22 protein-coding genes are annotated in these 20177 nt (G+C 70.3%); 10 read left to right on the forward strand and 12 right to left on the reverse strand.

Annotated elements, in window-relative coordinates:
• Position 1: 1 nt before the first annotated feature.
• The 3 genes from AC1RRS_RS09660 (at position 2) to spt (ending at position 2508) form a co-directional block, all read left to right on the forward strand.
• Positions 2 to 958, forward strand: a complete 957-nt coding sequence (locus tag AC1RRS_RS09660) for an NAD-dependent epimerase/dehydratase family protein (protein WP_492854979.1) — start codon at positions 2 to 4, stop codon at positions 956 to 958.
• A gap of 80 nt (positions 959 to 1038) precedes the next feature.
• Positions 1039 to 1290: an acyl carrier protein gene (locus AC1RRS_RS09665; RefSeq protein WP_198575767.1), complete on the forward strand. Its 252-nt coding sequence runs from the start codon at positions 1039 to 1041 to the stop codon at positions 1288 to 1290.
• 3 nt (positions 1291 to 1293) lie between these two features.
• Positions 1294 to 2508, forward strand: coding sequence for a serine palmitoyltransferase (gene spt / locus AC1RRS_RS09670; RefSeq protein ID WP_110118121.1), 1215 nt, complete (start codon positions 1294 to 1296; stop codon positions 2506 to 2508).
• A gap of 187 nt (positions 2509 to 2695) precedes the next feature.
• On the opposite strand, the gene AC1RRS_RS09675 is transcribed toward spt, so the two are convergent.
• The 6 genes from AC1RRS_RS09675 to AC1RRS_RS09700 all read right to left on the reverse strand — a co-directional run bounded on the left by AC1RRS_RS09675 (position 2696) and on the right by AC1RRS_RS09700 (position 8051).
• The gene (locus AC1RRS_RS09675) at positions 2696 to 3910 is read right to left on the reverse strand and encodes an MFS transporter (protein ID WP_492854980.1); all 1215 of its coding nucleotides are present in this window, start codon (positions 3908 to 3910) and stop codon (positions 2696 to 2698) included.
• A gap of 134 nt (positions 3911 to 4044) precedes the next feature.
• On the reverse strand, positions 4045 to 4386 hold the full coding sequence (locus AC1RRS_RS09680; RefSeq protein ID WP_492854981.1) for an endonuclease domain-containing protein: 342 nt from the start codon (positions 4384 to 4386) through the stop codon (positions 4045 to 4047).
• 203 nt (positions 4387 to 4589) lie between these two features.
• On the reverse strand, positions 4590 to 5135 hold the full coding sequence (locus AC1RRS_RS09685) for a helix-turn-helix domain-containing protein (RefSeq protein WP_492854982.1): 546 nt from the start codon (positions 5133 to 5135) through the stop codon (positions 4590 to 4592).
• A gap of 32 nt (positions 5136 to 5167) precedes the next feature.
• Positions 5168 to 6094: a hypothetical protein gene (locus AC1RRS_RS09690; protein ID WP_492854983.1), complete on the reverse strand. Its 927-nt coding sequence runs from the start codon at positions 6092 to 6094 to the stop codon at positions 5168 to 5170.
• On the reverse strand, positions 6091 to 7002 hold the full coding sequence (locus AC1RRS_RS09695) for a diacylglycerol/lipid kinase family protein (RefSeq protein ID WP_492854984.1): 912 nt from the start codon (positions 7000 to 7002) through the stop codon (positions 6091 to 6093). The genes AC1RRS_RS09690 and AC1RRS_RS09695 overlap by 4 nt, the downstream gene beginning before the upstream one ends.
• Positions 7002 to 8051, reverse strand: a complete 1050-nt coding sequence (locus tag AC1RRS_RS09700) for a CDP-alcohol phosphatidyltransferase family protein (RefSeq protein ID WP_492855301.1) — start codon at positions 8049 to 8051, stop codon at positions 7002 to 7004. Before AC1RRS_RS09700 ends, AC1RRS_RS09695 begins: the two co-directional genes overlap by 1 nt.
• A 150-nt stretch (positions 8052 to 8201) precedes the next feature.
• On the opposite strand from AC1RRS_RS09700, the gene AC1RRS_RS09705 reads away from it, so the two are divergent.
• Entirely contained in the window at positions 8202 to 9089 is an 888-nt protein-coding gene (locus tag AC1RRS_RS09705) for a metallophosphoesterase family protein (protein ID WP_492854985.1), read from the forward strand.
• Between the two features lie 40 nt (positions 9090 to 9129).
• Here AC1RRS_RS09705 and AC1RRS_RS09710 read toward each other — a convergent pair whose 3' ends face one another.
• The gene (locus AC1RRS_RS09710) at positions 9130 to 9615 is read right to left on the reverse strand and encodes a DUF2141 domain-containing protein (protein WP_492854986.1); all 486 of its coding nucleotides are present in this window, start codon (positions 9613 to 9615) and stop codon (positions 9130 to 9132) included.
• 72 nt (positions 9616 to 9687) lie between these two features.
• Here AC1RRS_RS09710 and AC1RRS_RS09715 point away from each other — a divergent pair, with 72 nt between their 5' ends.
• The 6 genes from AC1RRS_RS09715 (at position 9688) to AC1RRS_RS09740 (ending at position 15425) form a co-directional block, all read left to right on the forward strand.
• Positions 9688 to 10125: an HIT family protein gene (locus AC1RRS_RS09715; protein ID WP_492854987.1), complete on the forward strand. Its 438-nt coding sequence runs from the start codon at positions 9688 to 9690 to the stop codon at positions 10123 to 10125.
• 32 nt (positions 10126 to 10157) lie between these two features.
• Positions 10158 to 11351, forward strand: a complete 1194-nt coding sequence (locus tag AC1RRS_RS09720) for an LptF/LptG family permease (RefSeq protein WP_492855302.1) — start codon at positions 10158 to 10160, stop codon at positions 11349 to 11351.
• Positions 11348 to 12409, forward strand: coding sequence for an LptF/LptG family permease (locus AC1RRS_RS09725; protein ID WP_487287614.1), 1062 nt, complete (start codon positions 11348 to 11350; stop codon positions 12407 to 12409). Before AC1RRS_RS09720 ends, AC1RRS_RS09725 begins: the two co-directional genes overlap by 4 nt.
• Positions 12409 to 13563 carry a ceramide synthase gene (gene bcerS, locus AC1RRS_RS09730; protein ID WP_492854988.1) on the forward strand — a complete coding sequence of 385 codons (1155 nt, stop codon included), beginning with the start codon at positions 12409 to 12411 and terminating at the stop codon, positions 13561 to 13563. Before AC1RRS_RS09725 ends, bcerS begins: the two co-directional genes overlap by 1 nt.
• A complete protein-coding gene (locus AC1RRS_RS09735; RefSeq protein ID WP_492854989.1) occupies positions 13467 to 14321 on the forward strand; it encodes an NTP transferase domain-containing protein in 855 nt (284 codons plus the stop codon). Before bcerS ends, AC1RRS_RS09735 begins: the two co-directional genes overlap by 97 nt.
• A gap of 183 nt (positions 14322 to 14504) precedes the next feature.
• Positions 14505 to 15425 carry a phosphodiester glycosidase family protein gene (locus AC1RRS_RS09740; RefSeq protein WP_492854991.1) on the forward strand — a complete coding sequence of 307 codons (921 nt, stop codon included), beginning with the start codon at positions 14505 to 14507 and terminating at the stop codon, positions 15423 to 15425.
• Positions 15426 to 15437: 12 nt separating this feature from the next.
• Here AC1RRS_RS09740 and AC1RRS_RS09745 read toward each other — a convergent pair whose 3' ends face one another.
• The 5 genes from AC1RRS_RS09745 to AC1RRS_RS09765 form a co-directional block, all read right to left on the reverse strand.
• Positions 15438 to 15881, reverse strand: a complete 444-nt coding sequence (locus tag AC1RRS_RS09745) for a hypothetical protein (protein WP_492854992.1) — start codon at positions 15879 to 15881, stop codon at positions 15438 to 15440.
• Positions 15882 to 16028: 147 nt separating this feature from the next.
• Positions 16029 to 16790 (reverse strand): phosphocholine cytidylyltransferase family protein, encoded by a 762-nt coding sequence (locus AC1RRS_RS09750; RefSeq protein WP_492854993.1) that lies wholly within the window; start codon positions 16788 to 16790, stop codon positions 16029 to 16031.
• A gap of 338 nt (positions 16791 to 17128) precedes the next feature.
• Complete coding sequence (locus tag AC1RRS_RS09755; protein WP_487287620.1) at positions 17129 to 17947, reverse strand: DJ-1/PfpI family protein; 819 nt, start codon at positions 17945 to 17947, stop codon at positions 17129 to 17131.
• Entirely contained in the window at positions 17944 to 18357 is a 414-nt protein-coding gene (locus AC1RRS_RS09760; protein WP_110118139.1) for a hypothetical protein, read from the reverse strand. Before AC1RRS_RS09760 ends, AC1RRS_RS09755 begins: the two co-directional genes overlap by 4 nt.
• Positions 18358 to 18400: 43 nt before the next feature.
• Complete coding sequence (locus AC1RRS_RS09765; protein ID WP_492854994.1) at positions 18401 to 20119, reverse strand: tyrosinase family protein; 1719 nt, start codon at positions 20117 to 20119, stop codon at positions 18401 to 18403.
• Positions 20120 to 20177 lie beyond the last annotated feature (58 nt).

Here is a 20177-nt window from a genome sequence, read left to right on the forward strand (position 1 = left end):
GGTGGCCAAGGCCGGAAATCGCGTCGTCGCCGTCACCGGCGCGACCGGCTTTCTCGGCCAGCACCTGATCCGGGCCCTTGCCGAGCGAGGCTACGTCCCGCGCATCCTGTCGCGCCGCGACCCGGTCTCGCCGTTCTGGCGCGGGATCGAGCCGCAGGTGGTGCTGGGCGACCTCGGCGGTACCGAAGCCCTGAAGCGCCTCTGCGACGGCGCCGGCGCGGTGATCCACGCCGCGGGCCTGATCAAGGCCGCCTCTCGCGCAGGGTTCGACAAGGTCAATGTGGCCGGCGCGGTCGCGGTGGCCGAGGCGGCCCGTGACGCCGGCGCCCGACTGGTGCTGATCTCCAGCCTCGCCGCCCGCGAGCCGCAACTCTCCGACTACGCCGCCAGCAAGCGGGCCGGCGAAGAGGCGGTTCTGAGCGCCCTGCCCTGCGCCCTGATCGTCCGGCCGCCGGCCATCTACGGCCCCGGCGACCGCGAGACCCTGGGCCTGTTCGCCGCCGCGGGGAAAAGCCGCCTGCTGCCGGTGCTGTCGCCCGCCTCGCGCGTGGCCATGATCCACGTGCACGACGCCGCGACCCAGATCCTCGACCTGCTGGAAGGCGATCGCACGGGCCTGGCCTCGATCTGCGACGACCGTCCCGACGGCTATGGCTGGAGCGAGATCATGGCCGCCGCCGCGACCGCCGTCGGCGCGCCCCGCCCGCATCTCTTCCGCATCCCCGACGCGGTCATTCACGCCGCCGGAGCGGTCGCCGATGTGGCGAGCCAGTTCTCAAAGCAACCCACGGTGTTCGGTTCTGGCAAGGCGCGCGAACTGTCGCACCTCGATTGGGCCTTTTTGACCGATCCGTCCCTTGCGCCCTCGTCGAGTCGACACGATGTTGCCGCCGGCTTCGGCGATACGGTGACCTGGTATCGCCTTCACGGCTGGTTGCCGAAAAAATACAGCGACTAGTTCAATTGTGGCAGATATCTGACATGGACGCTGTTACGGTACGGTGACAGTGCTTGTGTCGGGGGCGACTGGCGTTTGGCATGGATACAGTGACGGATCTTAGTTTGCGTGAGATCGGCCTGGCCGCGAGCAAGGTGCTCGGCCGGACCGTCGAGGTGACCCACGACACCCATATCGGCCGCGACCTCGCCGTGGATTCGCTGGCCCTGATGAATATCGTGATGGAGCTAGAAGACACCTTCGACATCTCCATCCCCCTCGATCGCCTCGCCTCGGTGGAGACCACCGGCGACCTCTCCAAACTGATCAACGATCTCCGAACCAAGGCTTGACCGATGGGTCTGTTCGACAAGCATCTGGCCTATCGCGACGCGTACAAGGCCATCCAGCAGGCGGGCGCCGACCCGTTCACCGTCCGCTTCGACGCCGTGGTCTCGCCCACTGAAGGCGTGGTCGACGGTCGTCCCACGATCCTGCTGGGCACCAACAACTATCTGGGCCTGACCTTCGACGAGAAGGCGATCGCCGCCTCGGTAAAGGCGGTGCAGGAACGCGGCACCGGCACCACCGGTTCCCGCATCGCCAACGGCAGCTTCGAGGCCCACGTGGCCCTGGAGACAGCGCTGGCCAAGTTCTACGGCCGCAAACACGCCATGGTGTTCACCACCGGCTACCAGGCCAATCTCGGCGTGCTGTCCACGCTCGTGGGCCGTGGCGACCACCTGATCCTCGACGCCGACAGCCACGCCTCGATCTATGACGGCTCGCGCCTGGGCCACGCCGAGGTCATCCGCTTCCGCCACAACGATCCGGAAGACCTGGCCAAGCGCCTGCGTCGCCTGAAGGACGTGCCCGGCGAGCGCCTGATCGTCGTCGAAGGCATCTATTCGATGATCGGCGACACCGCGCCGCTCAAGGAAATCGCCGCAATCAAGCGCGAGATGGGCGGCTACCTGCTGGTGGACGAAGCCCACTCGATGGGCGTGCTCGGCGCCACCGGCCGGGGCCTGGCCGAGGCCGCGGGCGTGGAAGACGACGTCGACTTCATCGTCGGCACCTTCTCCAAGAGCCTGGGCGCCATCGGCGGCTTCTGCGTCTCCAGCCTCGACGACTTCGAGGTCATGCGGGTGATCTGCCGCCCGTACATGTTCACCGCCTCGCTGCCCCCGGCCGTGGTCGCCTCGACCCTGGTGGCCCTGGAGCAGATGATCGCCAAGCCGCAGCTGCGCGAACAGCTCAACAGCAACGCCTGCCGCCTCTATGACGGCCTCAACGCCCTGGGCTTCGTCACCGGCCCGGCCGCCAGCCCGATCGTCGCGGCCACCATGCCCGACGTCGAGCGCGCCATCGCCATGTGGAACGGCCTGCTGCAATCGGGCGTCTATCTGAACCTCGCCCTGCCGCCGGCCACGCCCGACAGCCGCCCGCTGCTGCGCGCCAGCATCAGCGCCGCCCACACCCACGAGCAGATCGACCAGGTCCTCAAGGTGTTCGCCGAAGTCGGCGCGGCGCTGGGCGTCATCGACGGCCAGAAGCGCGCTACGGCCTGAGGCTCGGCGACAAGCTGAAAAGACGAAAGCCCCGGTCGCAAGGCCGGGGCTTTTTCTTTGCTCAGATGCTCCCCCTTTGGGGGAGCTGTCGCGGAGCGACTGAGGGGGTCTTCACCGCCGGCGCCGCCCCCTCCGGCCCTCTGGGCCACCTCCCCCAGAGGGGGAGGATCTGAACCCGCAACCCGCGTCAGGTCCGCTGGGGCGCCAAGTCCCCTTCGGCCTCTGAGCTCGCCCGCCCCATCCGCTCGGCCGCCAGCAGCGCCGCCAGCATGGCCACAGCCAGCACGGCGACGCAGACGCCCAGGCCCTGCCAGCCCCAGCGGCCGACGACCAGGCCGCCCAGCGGCGGGCCGATCAGGGCCCCGCCGGCCCCGAACTGGGTCAGCAGGCCGTTGGCGGAGGCGATCCTCGGATCGTCCGGAGCGTCGGCGCCGGCCAGGCTGGGCAGGCGGGCGAACACCATCGGCGAGGCGACCCCGCCGAGCAGCAAAGCCAGGCCCGCGACGACCGACACGGCGACCGCTCCGCGACCGACCACCGCCGGGTGGAAGACGAACACCGCCACGGCCGCCGCCGCCAGCAGCGCCGGAATCACGGTGGCCGTCACCGCCCGGCGCGGATCCACGCCCGCCGCGTGCAGGATGCGCATGGCGATGGCCGAGGCCGGCAGGGCGGTCAGCGAGACCAGAGCCGTGGCCAGGCTGGCGCCCGACAGGCTCGCGCCGACCCGCTCGGTCAGGAAGCTGGGCAGCAGCATGGTCAGGGCGCAGACGAAGACGGTGAAGAGGCCGAAACCGAAGGTCAGCATCACGGCGGCCGGGGCCGGCCAGGTCATGCGCGCCTCGCTGCGCCCGCCCCGCGCCTGGCGAGCGGCGGCCACCAGGCCCAGGCCGCACAGCACCGCCCACAGCAGCAGCGCGCCCTTCGGACTGGTCGCGGCGACAGCCAGGCCCGTGACGCCGCTGCCGGCGGCGACGCCGACCGGCACGAAGGTGCTCCACAGCACCAGCGCCGGGCCGCGAATGCGCTCGGGCGCGATGGCGACGATCATGGTCGGAGCGGCGATCACCACCAGCACATAACCGACGCCCTCGACCGCCCGGGCCGAAAACAGCACGCCGGCGTTCGGCGCGAAAGCCTCGACGATGCTGCAGACCAGCAGGATGGCCAAGCCGCTGACCAGGAACCGCCGTCCGCCGAACCGGCCCAGCGCCAGGCCCGCGGCGATGCCGAACACCGCCCCGCCGATCTCCAGCAGCGACACCAGCAGGCCCGCCTGAGCCAGCGACAGGTGGAAGGTCTCGCGCAGCACCGGCGCCAGCACGGCGATCTTGGGCAGTTGCGCGGCGGCCAGCACTCCGATGAGCCAGAGCGCGATGATGTTCAGCCATGTACGGATCATGGCCGCCCCTCTAGGGCGCCCCGTCGCGCGAGGACACGTAAAACTTATGCGCGGGACGGATGGCCGCAAACTAATTCCCTCTCTCTTAGAGAGAGGGAGGGGCCCGCCGCCGAAGGCGGTGGGAGGGTGAGTGGTTACGGCCTGGCCGATCGGAGCGCGGCCAGGATATCCTCGGCGGTCCCGCCGGGATCGGTCAGCACCTGCTCGCTGCGAAACCTCAGGACGACGTACCCAAGCTGCTCCAACGTGGTGGTGCGATACTCGTCGTAGTCTTCGCGGCCCTCATGAGCGGCGCCGTCGAGCTCCACGATCAGCTTGCCCGCCTCGCAGACGAAGTCCGCGAAATAGCGGTCGATCGCAATCTGCCGCATGAATTTGAAGCCTGAGAGGCGGCGGTTACGGACGAGCGCCCAGAGCGTCTTTTCCGCCAGGGTCTGTCGCTGGCGAAGGCGGCGAGCGTAGGCGGTCCGGTCCATAACCGAGCCTGGGCATGCCCCCTACAGCACTAGCAATCATAGGAATTGAGATTTTTCTGCTGGCGGCGAAACCACTCACCCTCCCACCGCTTCGCGGCGGGCCCCTCCCTCTCTCTAAGAGAGAGGGATCATCGGGCGGATCACGCCTTCCTTCCCGGCTTCGGGGCGACAATGACGACAATTGGAGGAGCTTGCGCCTTCCCCTACCCGACCGTCGTCGCCAGCCGGCCGGTGCGGCCGTCAGACAGCGGCACGGTCTCCCACTGCAGCAGGCCCGGCCGGATCGGGATGTCGTCGTGGCCGTTCGACCCCGTCTCGAACCGCAGCTGCTGATAAGGCCGCTCGAACCAGCCGCCGTCGGCCAGGCCGCCCTGGGCCGCGACGACGCCAGGGCTGGCGAAGCGCCACAGCGAGGTTCCCAGCATCTCGGACGCGTCCACCGCCCAGGTCGCCGCCCGGGGCCGCGAGACCGCCAGCAACTGGTGGGTGGCGTCGCAGACCAGGTGCACCGGCAGGGTCGAGGTCTCGACCAGCCGCTTGAGCGCCGCGTCGCCGCGATGGTCGGCCTGGGCGGCGATCAGGGCGACGATGCGCTCGCGATGGGCCTCGTCCGGTTCCTGCGCCCCGCTCTCCCAGCGCGATACGGTCGCCTGCGACACCGCCAGCAGCTCGGCCAGATGGCCCTGCTTGACGGCGTTGAGGCGCCGGAACCTGCGCAGGGCCCGGCCGACGGGAAGGTCGTGCAGCATGGCGCCAAGGTAACGCCGCGTCCGCGCGGAGGCTAGCCGCCCCGCGACCGCCGCCACTTCCACAGGCGCAGCAGCACGCCCGGCGCGGCCAGCACCGGATGACGCTCGCGCCAAGGGGTCAGCTCGACCTTGAAGCCGGTGTGGCGCTCGATCTTCCAGGCGGCGTAGCGGGCCGCGCCCTGGAAGGTGAAGGCCGCCTTGACCAGGCGGGCAACGTTCAGCGGCTTGCCGAGGCCCCGCCGCAGCCGCCAGGCGCTCTTCAGCCGCTTGCGCTCGATGGCCGACATCTCCGGGACCGGCAGCCCCTCGCCGTCCAAGCGGCCGTCGTCGGCCCAGCAGGCCGGCAGCAGGCGCTGGTAGTGGCCGGGGTCGAAGGCCAGGATCGAGGCTTCGCGGCCGGACTTCTCGACCCGGAACTCGGCGGCGTAGGTCTCCTGGAACAGCGCCGTCCAATAGGCTTCCGGCGCGCCCTCCTCGGGGCCCAGGGCCGTGGCGAAGCGGGCGGCGGTGCGGGCGGCGCGGCGCACGGCCTCGATCACGGTCTCGCGGGCGGCGGCGTCCACCGCCCAGACCAGGCCCGAGGGCTGCACGAAGCGGGTCCACAGGGTGGTGTCGATCCCCCGGCCCTTCACGGCCTGGGCGAAGCGCGACAGGGTCATGGAGGCGACCTTGGCCCGCAGGATGACGCCCCCATGGCCTAGATCGTGCTCGAGCTCGTGATAGCTGACGTCGGGCCAGAGGATGCGGGTGGCGAGGCCCCGCAGGCCGCGCGGCGGCCGCTGCGTCAGGACATAGAAGTCCAGCACGCCCGACAGGTCGCCGGTGCGCAGGATCGAGCCGTAGAACAGCACCGCCTGGGCGCTGGGGAACACCGTCGTCAGATGCTCGGCGAAGGCGCGGATCGGCGCGGGGATCGGCTGGTCCAACTCGGCCTCGACCAGCGGCCGGACGGCGCTCATCCGACCACGAACCGCAGCGGCGCGCCCAGGGCCACGGCGATCTTGCCGCCCTCGAACACCTCGCCGTCGAGCACGAAGTCGAACTGCCCCGAAGCGTACAGCGCCGCCGGGTCGCGGCGGCGATAACCGCGCGCCTCAAGGGTCGGCTTGGGCTTGCCCGACAGCACGGTCGGCAGCATGCGCAGCAGGCGCCTGGGGGGCGCATCGACGTCCAGCACCTTCAGCCCCTCGCGCGGCGGGCCGAAGGGCTTGAGGCCGAACGGAAGGCGCTTCAGCGCCGTGGCCAGCAGCACGAAGCGCTCTCCGGCCGGCTGGGCCTCGCCATCAATGGCCACCTTGACCGCCACGCCCTGACGCCACTGGTCGCGCGCCCCGCCGAACAGGGCGCCGATCGCGGCCCCCGCCAGGGTCACCGCCACCGACAGGCTCTGGAACACGCCCATGCGGTTGACGCGCTTGGACAGGGCCGTGGCCCGCACCAGGGCGCCCAGGCCGAAGAAGAAGCCCCGCAGCGGCGGACGGCCGTCGGCGAAGCGCACCTCCAGCGGGGCGCGGATCTTGACCCGTGGTTCGGGCTGGGCGGCGGCCGCCAGGGCCTCTTCCAGCCGCCAGTCGCGCGGCGCGCCCAGGTCGATGGCCAGCACGTTGGTCTTGCCCGAGGGCACCACCGCCAGCATCGGCATGTCGTCGCCGAAGGTCGCCGGCGTCAGGCCCAGCACGTCGCGCACGGTGCCGTCGCCGCCGTCGATGACCAGCAGGTCGATCTTCTCGTCGGCGAAGCGGGCCAGTTCCTCGGACAGCGCCTCGCGCGTCGCCGGCTCGACCACGCGCACGCCCTCGGGCGTCGGCGCATGCACCCGCCCCTGGTTGGCGTGGCTGCGCGGGTTGCGGACGACGCCGACGCGCATCACCGCGACAGCCAGCTCTGGATCGAGCCCTTCGGGGCGGCGAAGCCCTGCAGGATCTGGACGGCGTGGACGACGAAGCAGATTGCCGTCCAGGCGGCCACCAGCACGAAACCGATGTCAGGACGGCCGACCAGGGCGGTGGCGGTCAGCAGGATCAGGTTGGGATTGCGACGGGCGGTGATCAGCCGGAAGAAGCTGTCGAACGGCCGCCAGGCGTGCATCTCCAGCTTGAAGAGGGACAGGAAGATCCCCTCCTCCACCCGCTGGGCCACGTAGCCGCCGACGACGATGGCCAGCAGCCAAGGCGCGTACGGCATCGACAGACCGACGGCGAACACCCCGACATACCAGGCCCACCACCAGAACGGCGGGTGCACCAGGTCGATGCCGTGGTCGAAGACGTTGCCCCACTTGGACGAGGTCAGGGTCACCCGCGCCAGCTTGCCGTCGACCGTGTCGAGGAAGGTCATGATCCAGGCGCAGACCAGGCCCCAGCCGAACTGGCCGCGCCAGAACAGCACGAAGGCGGCGATGGTCAGCAGGAAGCCGATGAAGGTCACCTGGTTGGGCGTCATCTTCGCCAGGGCGCACCAGCGGGTGACGATCCGCGCCGGGGTCGGCCAGACGTACTTGGTGACCAGGTCGGTGACGCCCTTGTACGAGCCCTGGAACAGGCGCTTCTCGACCGCGCGGACGGTGTCCTTGTCCAGGCGCTCCAGCACCGGCGGCTCGCGCTTGCGCAGGGCGCTGTTGTAGGCCGAGCCCACTTCCAGCGCGGTCAGGCGCACGAAGCGCGGATCGACGCTCGCGGGATCACCGCCGGCCGCCAGGGCCGCGACGGCGGCTTCCGCCACCTCGGCCGGGGCGTTGATCGCCACAGCCGCGCCGGCCTCGTCGACCAGCACCGCCCAGGGCCGTCCGGCCAGGGCCTTGATCAGCGACTCGTCGAACACCCAGCCGGCGTGGACGGCGACCGTGTCACCTTCTCCAGCGCCCTCGGAAAGGCCGATCCGTCGATAGATGCGCGACAGCCGCTCGCCCGAGGTCATGCCCCAGATGCGTCCCTGGCTCTCGCCCACCGTCACGGCGCGCGAACCTGCCGGATTGATTTCACCCGTCACCGGAACTTAAACCCCTTGAAAGCCGAGGCGATTGATAAGCAGCTTCGTCGCAATCCGCCACAATCGCACCGGCCGCTCTTGTCGATATTCCGCCTCGCCCATCTTTCCGACCCTCACCTGCCGCCGCCGCCGGGCGCCTTTCGGCTGCGCGACCTCGCCTCCAAGCGCCTGCTGAGCCGGATCGCCTGGCGCCGCAAGCGCAAGGTCCACCGCCCCGAGGTGCTGGCCGCCCTGGTCGCCGACCTGCAGGCCCACGCCCCCGACCATGTGGCGATCACCGGCGATTTGACCAACTTCGCCTCACAAGCCGAGGTCGACGCCGCGACGCGCTGGCTGCGAACCCTGGGCCCGGCCGAGACCGTCACCGTCAGCCCCGGCAACCACGACGCCCTGGTCGGCGAGCGCGCGCAAGGCCGCTTCGCCCCCTGGACCGCCTGGCTGGGCGACGACGAGGAGCCCGCCTTCCCGCAGGTGCGGCTGCGCGGACCCTTGGCCCTGTTCAACCTGTGCTCGGCCGTGCCGACCGCCCCGCACCTGGCCACCGGCCGCCTGGGCGCTCAGCAGCTGGAAAAGCTCGACGCCCTGCTGGCCGACCCGGCCTATGGCGACCGCTTCAAGGTGGTGCTGCTGCACCATCCGCCCAACGCCGGGGCGGTGTCGTCGCGCAAGGCGCTGGAGGATCAGGCCGACCTGCGCGCCGTGCTAGCCCGCCGCGGCGCCGACCTCGTCCTGCACGGCCACGCCCACGAGTCGCTGACCGCGACCGTGCCCGGTCCGGGCGGCAAGGCGATCCCGGTGCTGGGCGTGCCGTCGGCCTCGGCCTGGAGCGGCGGCCACTCGCCGGCCCGCTGGCACGCGCTGGAGATCGAGGAGCGCGACGGCGGGTTTTCGCTGCGGGTCGTGGCGCGCGGGCTCGATCCGGAGACCGGCGGGATTCGGGAGCTGGGGCGGTATTCGGTGGCCTGAGCGAAAAGACCCTCCCCCTGAAGGGGGAGGATCTGAACCCCTACTTCCCGTAGCGCATCCGCACCCGGATCGTGTTGTCGCCCGACTTCACGTTGATCCGCGCCGAATCGAACGACGGCACGCCGAAGCGCGACGGGGCGTCGTTGGAGAAGCCGTAGCCCTCGGTCGGCACGCCCACGGCGTTGCGGTCGAAGTCCTTGTTGCCGTTGCTGTCGTGATAGACCGCCACCGCATAGATGTCGGCCTTGGGCAGATTGAAACAGGCCTCGGTGGTCGGCGCGCTGGCCGGCACCCGCAGGCGCAGCAGCTTGCCGCGCGGGGCCAGGAACCGGCTGGGATCGGACGGATAGATCGTCACCGTCACCAGCCCCGAGTCGGACTTCAGCTTTCCGACCTCGACCGTCAGCCGAACGCCCGTGTCGCGTCCGACGCAGTCCTGCTTCGCCGTCGCCGGCGCCGCCATTCCCAGCACGCCCAGCAGCGTCCCTAGCGCCGCCAAGCCTGGAAGAACGGTTCGTGCTTCCATGTAAAACGTCGTGTCCCTATTGTCGCCGCGTCGCGATCCGCGTCCGGACTCGCCCGCAGTATCGGTTGCCGTATGCCCAATCCCACAGCCCTCGCGTTCGGCTATCCCCGCTCGAAAGTCGCGGAGACCGATCGCTGGCTGGTCTTGGTCCGTCCCAAGCAGCCGACTTTCGGGTCTCTCGTCCTCGTATGCAAGGAACCCGCTCACGCCTTTTCGGAGTTGAGCCCCGAAGCCTTCGCCGACATGCAGACGGCGATCGCCGGGATCGAACGCGTTTTGAAGGCCAAGGTTGCGTACGAGAAGATCAACTACCTGATGCTGATGATGGTCGACCGCGACGTCCATTTCCACGTGCTTCCCCGCTACGAGGGCGCGCGCGAACACGAGGGGCTAAGCTTCCCCGACGCCGGCTGGCCGGCCGCTCCGGCCCTGGGAACGGCCGTCGCGCTGGACGACGACGCCGTCGTTCGCCTGGCCCGGGACTTCGCCGAGGCGTGGGTCGCCGCGTGAGCCGCAAGAGGAAGAAACCCGATCCGCGACGGTTGACGGTCCTTGGCCTGATCGACCGCTATCTGCTGCGCCTGCTGTTCTGGCCGCTGGTCGGGTGCCTGGGCCTGACCGTCGTCGCCCTGCTGCTGGAGCGCGTGCTGCGCCTGCTCGACCTCTTGTCGCAGAGCAGCGCCCGCTTCGACTACGTCACCCAGCTGGCCCTCAACCTGGTGCCGCACTATCTGGGCCTGGCCCTGCCGGTGGCCTTCTTCGTGGCGCTGTTCATCGTCATCAGCAAGCTGTCGGACGGCTCGGAGATCGACGCCCTGCTGGCCGGTGGACAATCCCTCGAACGTGTCGCCGCGCCCTTCGTCTGCATCGGCCTGGCGCTCAGCGTCTTCAGCATCGCCGTGTTCGGCTACGTCCAGCCCTACAGCCGCTACGCCTATCGCGCCGTCATGCACGCGGCCGTCAACGCCGGCTGGAACGGCCGCCTCTCCGGCGGGGCCTTCATCGACGACGACGGCTCGCTGATGACGGCCGACAGCGCCGATCTGGCCGGCCAGACCCTGACCCGCGTCTTCATCCGCCGCCCCGACGCGGCCGGCCACGAAGAGCTGATCACCGCCGCCAGCGCCACCCTGCAGGTCGCCGCCGACGGCAAGACCGTGACCATGCGCCTGAGGTCGGGTCGCCGCATCGGCAGCGACGCGCGCGGCAACTACCGCAGCCTGGCCTTCGACGACCTGACCACCCAGGCCCCGCTGAAGGCCGCCGCCGGCCTGCTGCGCGCCAGAGGCGGCGACGAACGCGAGCTGACCCTGATCGAACTGACCCGCCAGGCCAATTCGCCCAACCCGGTCGTGCCCAAGGCCACCCTGTGGGCCGAGTTCTACGGCCGCCTGGCCCGCGCGGCCTTCCTGCCGTTCCTGCCGCTGCTGGCCTTCCCGCTGGGCCTGGCCGCCAAGCGCGGCAACCGCGCCCCAGGCCTGCTGCTGGCCGGGGTGCTGTTGCTGGCCTTCCAGCACAGCCTGCTGCTGGGCCAGAGCCTGGCCGAGTCCGGCCGCCTCGCCCCCATTCCCGCCGTCGGCGCGCCGTTCCTGGTGTTCACCGGCCTGGCCGTCTGGCTGTTCGTCGGCAGCCGCACGCGGCCCGGCGACACGCCGATCTCGCGCCTCGTCCTGGCCATGAGCGCCTGGTTCCGCCGCGTGCTGAGAGCCTTCCAGCGCAAGGAGCGCGCCGCATGAAGCTGCCGCTCTACGTCCTGCGCACCGTGGCCACCCGGGTGCTCGGCGCCATCCTGATCCTGATGGCCATCCTGCAGATCCTCGACCTGCTGGAGGTCACCACCGACATCCTCGATCGCGGCCTGGGCGTGGCCGGGGTGTTCTACTACGCCGCCCTGCGCGCCCCGCGCCTGTTCGAGCAGGTCGCGCCCCTGGGCGTGCTGGCCGGCGGCCTGTTCGCCTTCTCGCAGCTGGCCCGCGAGAACGCCGTCGTCGCCATGCGCGCCAGCGGCATCTCGGGCTATCGCATCGTGCTGATGGCCGTGCCGGTGGCGATCGCCGTCCTGTCGCTCGACGCCCTGTGCGCCCAGGTGATCTCGCCGCGCACCGACCCGACGCTCAGCGCCTGGTGGGCCGCCACCACCCCGGTCGCCGAGCGCAAGCCCCCCACCGCCCGCACCTTCCGCGCCGGCGAGGACCTGGTCACCGCCAAGGAAGCCCTGGCCGACGGCGCGGAGCTGCGCGACCTGACCATCTATCGCCGCGACAAGTCCGGCGCCCTGACCGAGCGGGTCGTGGCCCCCGTCGCCAGCTTCCAGAAGGGCGCCTGGCGGCTGGAAAAGCCCGTCACCACCCGCTTCATCGGCGATCGCGTGGAACCCATGGTCGCCGCCTCGGCCACCTGGCCCACCGCCCTGCGCCCCGCCGACGTCCAGGCCCTGTTCGCCGACGCCCCCGCCCCGTCGGCCGCCTCGGCCCGCCGGGCGCTGGAGAACGGCGGCTCTGACCGACCGCAGAGCTTCTACGCCACCCGCCTGCAGACGGCCTTCTCCGGACCGCTGGCGGCCCTGGTCATGCTGCTGCTCAGCGCCCCTGTCGCCTGGGCCAATTTCCGCAGCGGCCAGGGCGCGATCCTGCTGACCTCGGGCCTGGCCGCCGGCCTCGTCTACCTCGTAGCCGACGGCTTGCTGTCGGCGCTTGGCGAGTCCGGCTCGCTGTCGCCGATCCTGGCCGCCTGGGCCGCCCCCGCCGTCTTCGCCGCCCTCGCGGTGCGCGCCTTCGTATCCCTGGAGGGATGATGCCTTTCGATTCCGCGGCCGAGGCGATCTCGGTCCTGCCCGTGCGCACGCCCGAGGAGCTGAAGCGCTTCATCGCCCTGCCCGCGCGCCTCAACGCCAAGGATCCCAACTGGATCGCGCCGCTGTTCCTGGAGCGGACCGAGGCCCTGTCGCCCAAGACCAACCCGTTCTTCGCCCACGCCCAGGTGCAGCTGTTCCTGGCCGTGCGCGGCGGGCGCGACGTCGGCCGGATCAGCGCCCAGATCGACGAACTGACGCCGCAGAAGATCCCCGGCCGCCTCGACGGCCACTTCGGCCTGATCGCCGCCGAGGACGACGCCGACGTCTTCGCCGCCCTGTTCGCGGCCGCCGAGTCCTGGCTGCGCGAGCGCGGCCGCACCCACGTGCTGGGTCCGTTCAACCTGTCGATCAACGAGGAGGTCGGCCTGCTGGTCGACGGCTTCGACACCCCGCCTATGGTGATGATGGGCCATGATCCGGCCTATGCCGGCCGCCGCGTCGAGCAGCAGGGCTACGCCAAGGCCAAGGACGTCTACGCCTATTACGCCCCGATGCACGTCGACCTGCCGCCGGCCGTACGCCGCCGCGCCGAGCGCCCGCCGGCCGACGGCGTCGTGCTGCGCCAGCTGGACATGAGCCGCTACGACGAGGAGGTCGCCACCCTGACCGACATCCTCAACGACGCCTGGAAGGACAACTGGGGCTTCACTCCCACCACCGAGGCCGAGACCGCCCAGCTGGCCAAGGCCCTCAAGGCCGTGATCGACAAGCGCCTGACCTGGTTCGCCGAGATCGACGGCGAGGCCGCCGGGTTCCTGGTGTTCCTGCCCAACGTCAACGAGGCCATCCGCGACCTGGGCGGCAAGCTGCTGCCGTTCGGCTGGGCCAAGCTGCTGTGGCGGCTGAAGGTCAAGCGCGTGAAGTCTGCCCGCATCCCGCTGATGGGCGTGAAGCGCAAGTTCGCCGAGGGCATCCGCGGCCGCATGCTGCCGTTCCAGATGATGCACGCCGGCCGCACCTCGGCGCTGGCGCTGGGCTACGAGCGCTTCGAGATCTCGTGGGTGCTGGAAGAGAACATGCCCATGCGCCGTATCGCCGAGGCCATCAGCTCGGAGATCTACAAGACCTATCGCGTCTACGAGAAGGCGCTGTGATCCAGGGGTTCAAGGCGCTCGTCCTGGCCGGCTCGCGGCCGGGCGAGATCGACAGCGCCGCGGCCTATGCCGGCGTCTCGCACAAGGGCCTGATCACGCTGGAGGGGCGCACCCTGCTCGACCGGGTCCTGGGCGCGGTGCAGGCGGCGGGCGCGCAGGCGGTCGGCGTCTCGACCTCCGACGCGGCCATCGTCTCGGCCCTGCCGGCCGGCGTCACCGCCATCGCCGCCTCGACCGAAGGTCCCAGCCAGAGCGTGCGCGAGGGCGCGGAGACCCTGGGCTTCCCGCTGCTGATCACCACGGTCGACCACGCGCTGCTCAAGCCCGAGTGGATCACCCAGTTCCTGGCCGACGCCCCGGAAGGCGCCGACGTCGCCCTGATGCTGGCCCCGGAAGAGCGCGTCCGCGCCGCCGCGCCGGACACTCAGCGCACCTATCTGAAGTTCCGCGACGGCCGGTTCTCGGGCTGCAACCTGTTCCTGTTCCGCAGCGAGGCCGCCCTGCCCGCCATCGCCCTGTGGCGCCGCGTCGAGCAGAACCGCAAGCAGCCCTGGAAGATCGCCGCCATGCTCGGTCCCGGCCTGCTGGTCCGCTACCTGCTGGGCCTGCTGACCCTCGACGAAGCCATAGCCCGCCTCGGCGCCCTGGCCGGCGTCAAGGCCGCCGCCGTCCGCGCCCAGGACGGCCTGGCCGCCGTGGACGTCGACAAGCCGACGGACCTCGACTTGGTGCGTAGGATCGTCGGCGAGACGGCCTAGCGCCACTCGCAGCGGCCAGGCTTTCGCACCCGTAAACCAACGTCTGTGGCTTGGACGTCACCTCTCGGAGAAACGCGGCCGACGGCCTTTGCAAGCCACCGCCACGCCCCCTATCTGCCGGTCGAACGCCGCCGTCGCCCACCCGACGGCGGCGGCCTGTTTTCCGATTTCAAAGTCCTGCCCGTGTTCCGATCCGTTCTCCGCGCCGCCGCTATCGGCGGTCTTCTGCTGCTGTCCGCCTGCGCCAGCGTCCATATCCCCGCCACGCCGCAGACGGCCTTCGGCCGCAGCGAGACCAGCACCCTCTCCGAAGGCGTCACCTACTGGAGCGAGACGCGCGAGAATCCGCTGCGGCAGGTGTTCCACGTCGTGCGGCTGGACCTGGCCAATCCGAAGGTGCAGCTGTTCGTCTCGCCGCCCAATGACGGGGCCGGCCAGTACCACGCCCGCACCACGTCCGACTTCGTGACCGCCTCGGGCGCCCTACTGGCCATCAACGCCAGCTATTTCACGCCCTTCAAGCCCGGCGCGCGCGGCGGCGACGACTTCGCGCCCCACGCCGGTGAACACGTCGATCCGGTCGGCAAGGTGATCGTCGCCGGCGCCGTCGTCGCCCCGCCCGAAGTCCCCGAGCTCGATCCGCGCGTCAACGCCATCCTCTGCATCCACCCGTCGTTCGTCGAGATCCGCTCGGGTCACACCTGCCGCTGGGACGTGATCGACGCGGTCGCCGCCGGGCCAGTGCTGCTGGTCGACGGGGCCGAGCAGTCGTTCAAGCACGCCGGGCCGAAATACGCCGCCGACCGCCATCCGCGCACCGCCCTGGGTGTCGCGGCCGACGGCCGCACCGGCTGGCTGGTGGTGGTCGACGGCCGCCAGACCGTGATCAGCGAGGGCGCGACCCTGGCCGAACTGACCGCCTTCTTCCGCGACCTCGGCGCGGCCGACGCCATCAACCTGGACGGCGGCGGCTCGACCACCCTGGCCGTGGACGACGGCTTTGGCCGTCCGCGCGTGCTGAACTCGCCGATCCACACCGGCGTGCCCGGCCGCGAACGACCGGTGGCCAACCAGCTGGGCGTGCGGGTGCTGGACGCCCGCTAGGGCCTTGGCGCTTTACGCCCGCGGCGACAGGAAGCTGGCCGCCACGTTGCTGAGCGGCCCCGGCCAGTCGCCGAACACGATCGAGCCCGAGAGCGGGTCGGTAGACACCGACGGGAAACACAGGTTCAGCCTGAACTGCAGCAGCTCGTCGCTGGTGCTCTGGGCCATGATCGACAGCGGAAAGCCGATGGCCGGAGCGTTATCGTAGATGAACAGCAGCCCGGTGAACGGCGAGATCACCGGCGCGGCCGGATTGGGGAACGACAGCGTCCCCGTCACCGGGAGCACCTCGCACCGCGCGGTGGATGCGGCCTCCAGCGAGGCGCAGCCGGCCGTCAGCAGGTCGGCCTTCTCGTCGGCGACGACCAGGGCCAGTTCATAGTCGAAGCCCACCTGGCCGTCGGCCAGGATGTCGGGCTTGTAGACCGTCAGCTTGAAGGTGGTGGCGTCGGACATGGCGCTTCCTCGATCCATGGTCGCGCGATGATTTCGCGCAACCTATGATCGCATTGACGCATGACACATTCTTTGGAGGAACGACTAACGCCGCCCCTGGGGAGCTGATCGCGCGCCTGCCGAAAGAGCAGGCGCCGCCTCGTCGTTTCAGGCTGGCGTCGCCTCGGCCGCGGCCCAGGCTTCCGCCAACTCGCGGTTCTTCGGCAGGTCCTCGGGAAAGTCCATCTCGGCCCAGTCCAGGCCCTCGATCGAGCGCACGGCCACGGCGTCGTGGGCGCGGGCGATCTGGTCGATGGCCGACAGGTACCAGCGGCGCAGGCCCTCGGGCGTGCGCAGGGCGCGCTCGACGATGTCGGTGAACAGCGCCGCGCCCTCGGGCTCGAAGCGCAGGAAGCCGATCGACTCGGCGTCGTAGGTGGTGATGGTCTTGCCGATCTCGCGCAGGGCCTCGCCGTCGGTTCGCACCTTCATGTCGTCGGCGTCGTAGCCGCCGGCCTTGCGGTCGATGGTGACGGTGATCGGCGCCGACGGGGCCGACAGCAGGCGCTCGGCGATGGCCGGCTCGAACAGGGTGTCGCCATTCAGCAGCAGGAACGAGCCCTGCATCTCGGCGCGCGCCATCCACACCGAGGCCAGGTTGTCGCTGACGCTGTAGAACGGATTGAACAGGGTGCGCACGGTCAGGCCCGGCAGGCGCAGCTTGGCCAGCTCGGCCTCGACCAGGTCGGCGGCGAAGCCGGTGACCACCACCACCTCGGCGACGCCGGCGCGGTGCAGGTGGCGGATCTGCCATTCCAGGACCGAGCGGCCCGACAGCTCGACCAGGCACTTGGGCCGGGTGTCGGTCAGCGGCGACAGGCGCTTGCCCTGCCCGGCGCTGAGGATGATGGCTTTGACCGGCGACTGCATGCGGGAAACTCGAACGCGCCGCGCGAGGCGGCGAAGGCGGAACGAAAAGGGCGAGGAAGCGACTCGAAGCGAGCCTTATCAGCGCAAATTGGGCGCGACCATAGCCGCGGCAAGGCCCGACGTCCCGCAAAAGGCCGATTTGCGACAATGTGCGCCTGTGGGCGCGGCGCAGGTTCGGTGACCGAGACCGAGCGGACAGTTTGAAATCCGTACATCCCCGCGCAGGCGGGGACCCAAGCTGACGTCCAGGATGCGGCGCGGCCGTGGTCTCCCCGCCACCTCGGCTTGGATCCCCGCCTGCGCGGGGATGCTCGGAGGAGGTTAAGCCTCAGGCTCTGTTACGCCTCGACCGTCGCCCCGACCTTCGCCGCCGCCGTCGGATGCAGCCGCTTTTCGATGGCCGCGTCGATGCTGGCGCGGAAATCCGTCATGCCGGCGTTGACCGGCTCGTAGACGGCGTAGTCGACCGAGCACGGATCGCCCCCCGGGAACGGCGGATCGGGATGGTACTGGATCGACAGCTGAACCTTCTGGGTGGCCAGGGCGGCCTTGTCGGCCGCGTCCGGCCCGCCGGCCAGGTCGGTCACGATCGTCTGGACCATGAACAGCGACTCATCGACCGTCGACGAGATGCCCCCGCCAGTGACGCGGTTGCGGTCCTTCACCCAGCGCGGGCAGCCGTTGACCACCGTCACGTCGGGGAACAGCTTCAGGCAGTCGATGAAGGCCCAGTGGGTGGTCGCCCGATAGCCGTCCAGCAGCCCCGCCGAGGCCAGGATCAGCCCGCCGGTGCAGACCGAAACGACATAGGTCGCCGTCTTGGCCCGCTCGACCAGGAAGGCCAGCAGGTCCTTGTCGCCGATCGTCTCCTGCAGGCCGTTGCCGCCGCCCGGCACGAACAGCATGTCGAGATGGGGGCATGAGCAGAAGTCGTATTCCGCCACCACCTTCAGCGGACCCGAGGTCTGGATCGGCTGGGTGGTGGCGGCCACCACCGCCACCTGGCTGGTCCGGCCGATCACCGAGGCGTCGAAGAAGGCGAACACCTCGTGCGGACCCGAGACGTCAAGGATGTCGACGCCCGGATAGAGCACGATGCCCACCGTGAACGGCGGCAGGTCGGGCTGCGGCGGGGCCGCCAGTCGCGCATCGCTCACTGGAACACCGCGATGAACGAGGCCACCACCCCGGCCGGCTCGCCGTTGTGCGGCTTGGCGCGCACCACCGTGCCCACCAGCGACGGAACCTGATCCACGCCGTCGGGCCAGGTGTAGCCCGGCCAGCAGTGATAGTCGTACTCCCAGCCGGCGGTCGGCGTGCCGTCACGGCCGTAGCCGTTGATGACCAGGGTCTCCGGCCCCGTCCCCTCGCGCAGGATGTGGCCCTTGAGGTCCAGCACGTAGCCGCCGCCCATGTCGAGCGTGCCGACGATCGAGCACCATTCCGGGCTCTCGAACGTGAACACGCCCTCGCCCCAGATCAGGCTGAGCGCGGTCTGGGCGTTGCCGTCCACCAGCTCGGGATTGTTCAGGTAGCTGCGATAGGTCCACTTGCCGTCGAACGTCATCGGGATCCTCCCTTGCTGAAGCGCTTCATCACTGGGCGTGCGCTCACTGTGCGTGGACCACGATGTCCAGCACCTGCGGCGTGGCCGTGGTCGCGCCGCCGTCGGCGTGATGGGCGTGCGGCCCGGCGGCCGACAGCATCGGCTTGCCGGCCAGACGCACCAGGCGAATGCTCAGCCCCGTCGGCGCGGCGGCGGCCACGCCCGGTCCCTTGGCCTTGGCCAGGTTGGCCAGCGGCTGCGACAGCGGCACCGTGAAGCTGACCGGCCGCGTCACCAGGTGACGGCCGAACATCGACAGGGTGGTGACGAAGCCCGGCGAGTCGACGCCCACCGCCTGGCCCTCGGGCGTGTTGATCACCACCGCCAGGTCGTTGGCGTGCTCGAACGGCGGCAGGTCCACGGTGATCGTGGCCAGCAGGTGCGTCCCACCCGGCTTGGCCGCGTCGGCCAGCAGCGCGGCCGGCAGGGTCACGTCGCCCGCCGCCAGGCTGCTCGGACCGGGGGCCTTCAGCTTGGCGGCGTACTTGGTCGCCGGCGCCGGCTTGCCGGCCTTCAGTTTGGTGGTTCCCGCCGGCGGCACGACGTTCTCGCCCGAGCCGGGCTGGTAGTCGTAGTCGAAGGAACCGATGGTCTCGTAGGCCGCGGCCGTGGCCTTGACCCCGGTCACCGGATTGCCGTCGGCGTCGTGGAAGAACAGGAAGGGCTCGGCCCGCCACTTGGCCAGATCGCCCTTGCCGTTGATGTAGCTGGGATTGTCGTCCGGCAGGGTCGGATAGCCGTAGCCCTGCTGCTTGCGCGTCCAGACGTCCCAGATGCGGTCGATGTTGGCGTGGTGCAGGAAGAACAGCGGGTCCACCGGCGACAGGTTCGACTGCATGAAGCCGTCGCCATAGGTCGTGTTGCCGTCCTTGTCGGTCCAGATGCCGCCGACGCAGTTGTGCACCTTGTTGTGCGGCTGGCCCTCCATCACCCCGAAGCCGGTGATGCTGCTGTGGAATTGCGACTTGGGGCTGGCGAAGCCGATGAAGTCGCGTGGCGACAGGGCGTTGTCGAGCATCCAGGGCGAGACCGCCCGGTTGGTGACGCCGTCGAAGCCCGGGTTCTGCGGGGTGGAGCCGCGCGCATTGGGCGGCGCGAAGAACATCGGCCCGCCCTTGGGCCCGATGTCGAACAGCAGGTCGGCCGGGAAGCGCAGGCCACGGATCAGCAGCTGCCCGTTCTGCGCCGGGGTCAGGTTGTTCCAGAACGTCTCCAGCACCGGCCCATAGGCCTTGTTGAAGGCGTCCAGGCTCTGGATGTAGGCGGCGTCGTTGGGATTGAGCACGCCCTCGAACATCTGCGCCGGCACCTTGGGGTCGGCGGTCCAGTCCCAGTAGGGGAAGGCGAAGTCGGGATCGCCGCTGATCTTGCGCACGGCCTGCTCGAACAGGCCGACATAGCCGCGGTGCCAGACCACGAACCACCAGTTGCCGTGCGGGCAGTCGACCGTGTGGGTCAGGGCGTGGTTGTACCAGTTGTTGGGATCGTCCGGCGGCAGGGCCAGCATGATCTTGATGGCCTTGGCGTAGCTGGCCAGGGCCTTCTGGCCCTGCGGGCTGCTGACGTTCCAGCGGCGCCAGCGGGCCTTGGTCGGGGCGGCCGGCTGGGCCTGGCCCTGCCCCGCCGCCAGCAAACCGAACGCGGCCGCCGCGCCGCTCGCCATCAGGGCGCGGCGCGAGGGCAGCAGGGACGAATACGGACCGGCCGCGGGATCGTGGGTCATGGAAGGGCTCTCGGATTTTGATGACGAACGACGGCCTCCGGCGCGCTCATCGCGCCGG

This window comes from Caulobacter sp. GW821-FHT12A07 (assembly GCF_058807655.1).

Excerpts from the sequence above, each read along its gene's own strand:
- AC1RRS_RS09665 (WP_198575767.1), top strand. The coding sequence starts at position 1,039 with ATGGATACAGTGACGGATCTTAGTTTGCGTGAGATCGGCCTGGCCGCG.
- spt (WP_110118121.1), top strand. The coding sequence starts at position 1,294 with ATGGGTCTGTTCGACAAGCATCTGGCCTATCGCGACGCGTACAAGGCC.
- AC1RRS_RS09675 (WP_492854980.1), bottom strand. The coding sequence starts at position 3,910 with ATGATCCGTACATGGCTGAACATCATCGCGCTCTGGCTCATCGGAGTG.
- AC1RRS_RS09680 (WP_492854981.1), bottom strand. The coding sequence starts at position 4,386 with ATGGACCGGACCGCCTACGCTCGCCGCCTTCGCCAGCGACAGACCCTG.
- AC1RRS_RS09685 (WP_492854982.1), bottom strand. The coding sequence starts at position 5,135 with ATGCTGCACGACCTTCCCGTCGGCCGGGCCCTGCGCAGGTTCCGGCGC.
- AC1RRS_RS09690 (WP_492854983.1), bottom strand. The coding sequence starts at position 6,094 with ATGAGCGCCGTCCGGCCGCTGGTCGAGGCCGAGTTGGACCAGCCGATC.
- AC1RRS_RS09695 (WP_492854984.1), bottom strand. The coding sequence starts at position 7,002 with ATGCGCGTCGGCGTCGTCCGCAACCCGCGCAGCCACGCCAACCAGGGG.
- AC1RRS_RS09700 (WP_492855301.1), bottom strand. The coding sequence starts at position 8,051 with ATGACCTCGGGCGAGCGGCTGTCGCGCATCTATCGACGGATCGGCCTT.
- AC1RRS_RS09710 (WP_492854986.1), bottom strand. The coding sequence starts at position 9,615 with ATGGAAGCACGAACCGTTCTTCCAGGCTTGGCGGCGCTAGGGACGCTG.
- AC1RRS_RS09715 (WP_492854987.1), top strand. The coding sequence starts at position 9,688 with ATGCCCAATCCCACAGCCCTCGCGTTCGGCTATCCCCGCTCGAAAGTC.
- AC1RRS_RS09725 (WP_487287614.1), top strand. The coding sequence starts at position 11,348 with ATGAAGCTGCCGCTCTACGTCCTGCGCACCGTGGCCACCCGGGTGCTC.
- bcerS (WP_492854988.1), top strand. The coding sequence starts at position 12,409 with ATGCCTTTCGATTCCGCGGCCGAGGCGATCTCGGTCCTGCCCGTGCGC.
- AC1RRS_RS09745 (WP_492854992.1), bottom strand. The coding sequence starts at position 15,881 with ATGTCCGACGCCACCACCTTCAAGCTGACGGTCTACAAGCCCGACATC.
- AC1RRS_RS09750 (WP_492854993.1), bottom strand. The coding sequence starts at position 16,790 with ATGCAGTCGCCGGTCAAAGCCATCATCCTCAGCGCCGGGCAGGGCAAG.
- AC1RRS_RS09760 (WP_110118139.1), bottom strand. The coding sequence starts at position 18,357 with ATGACGTTCGACGGCAAGTGGACCTATCGCAGCTACCTGAACAATCCC.
- AC1RRS_RS09765 (WP_492854994.1), bottom strand. The coding sequence starts at position 20,119 with ATGACCCACGATCCCGCGGCCGGTCCGTATTCGTCCCTGCTGCCCTCG.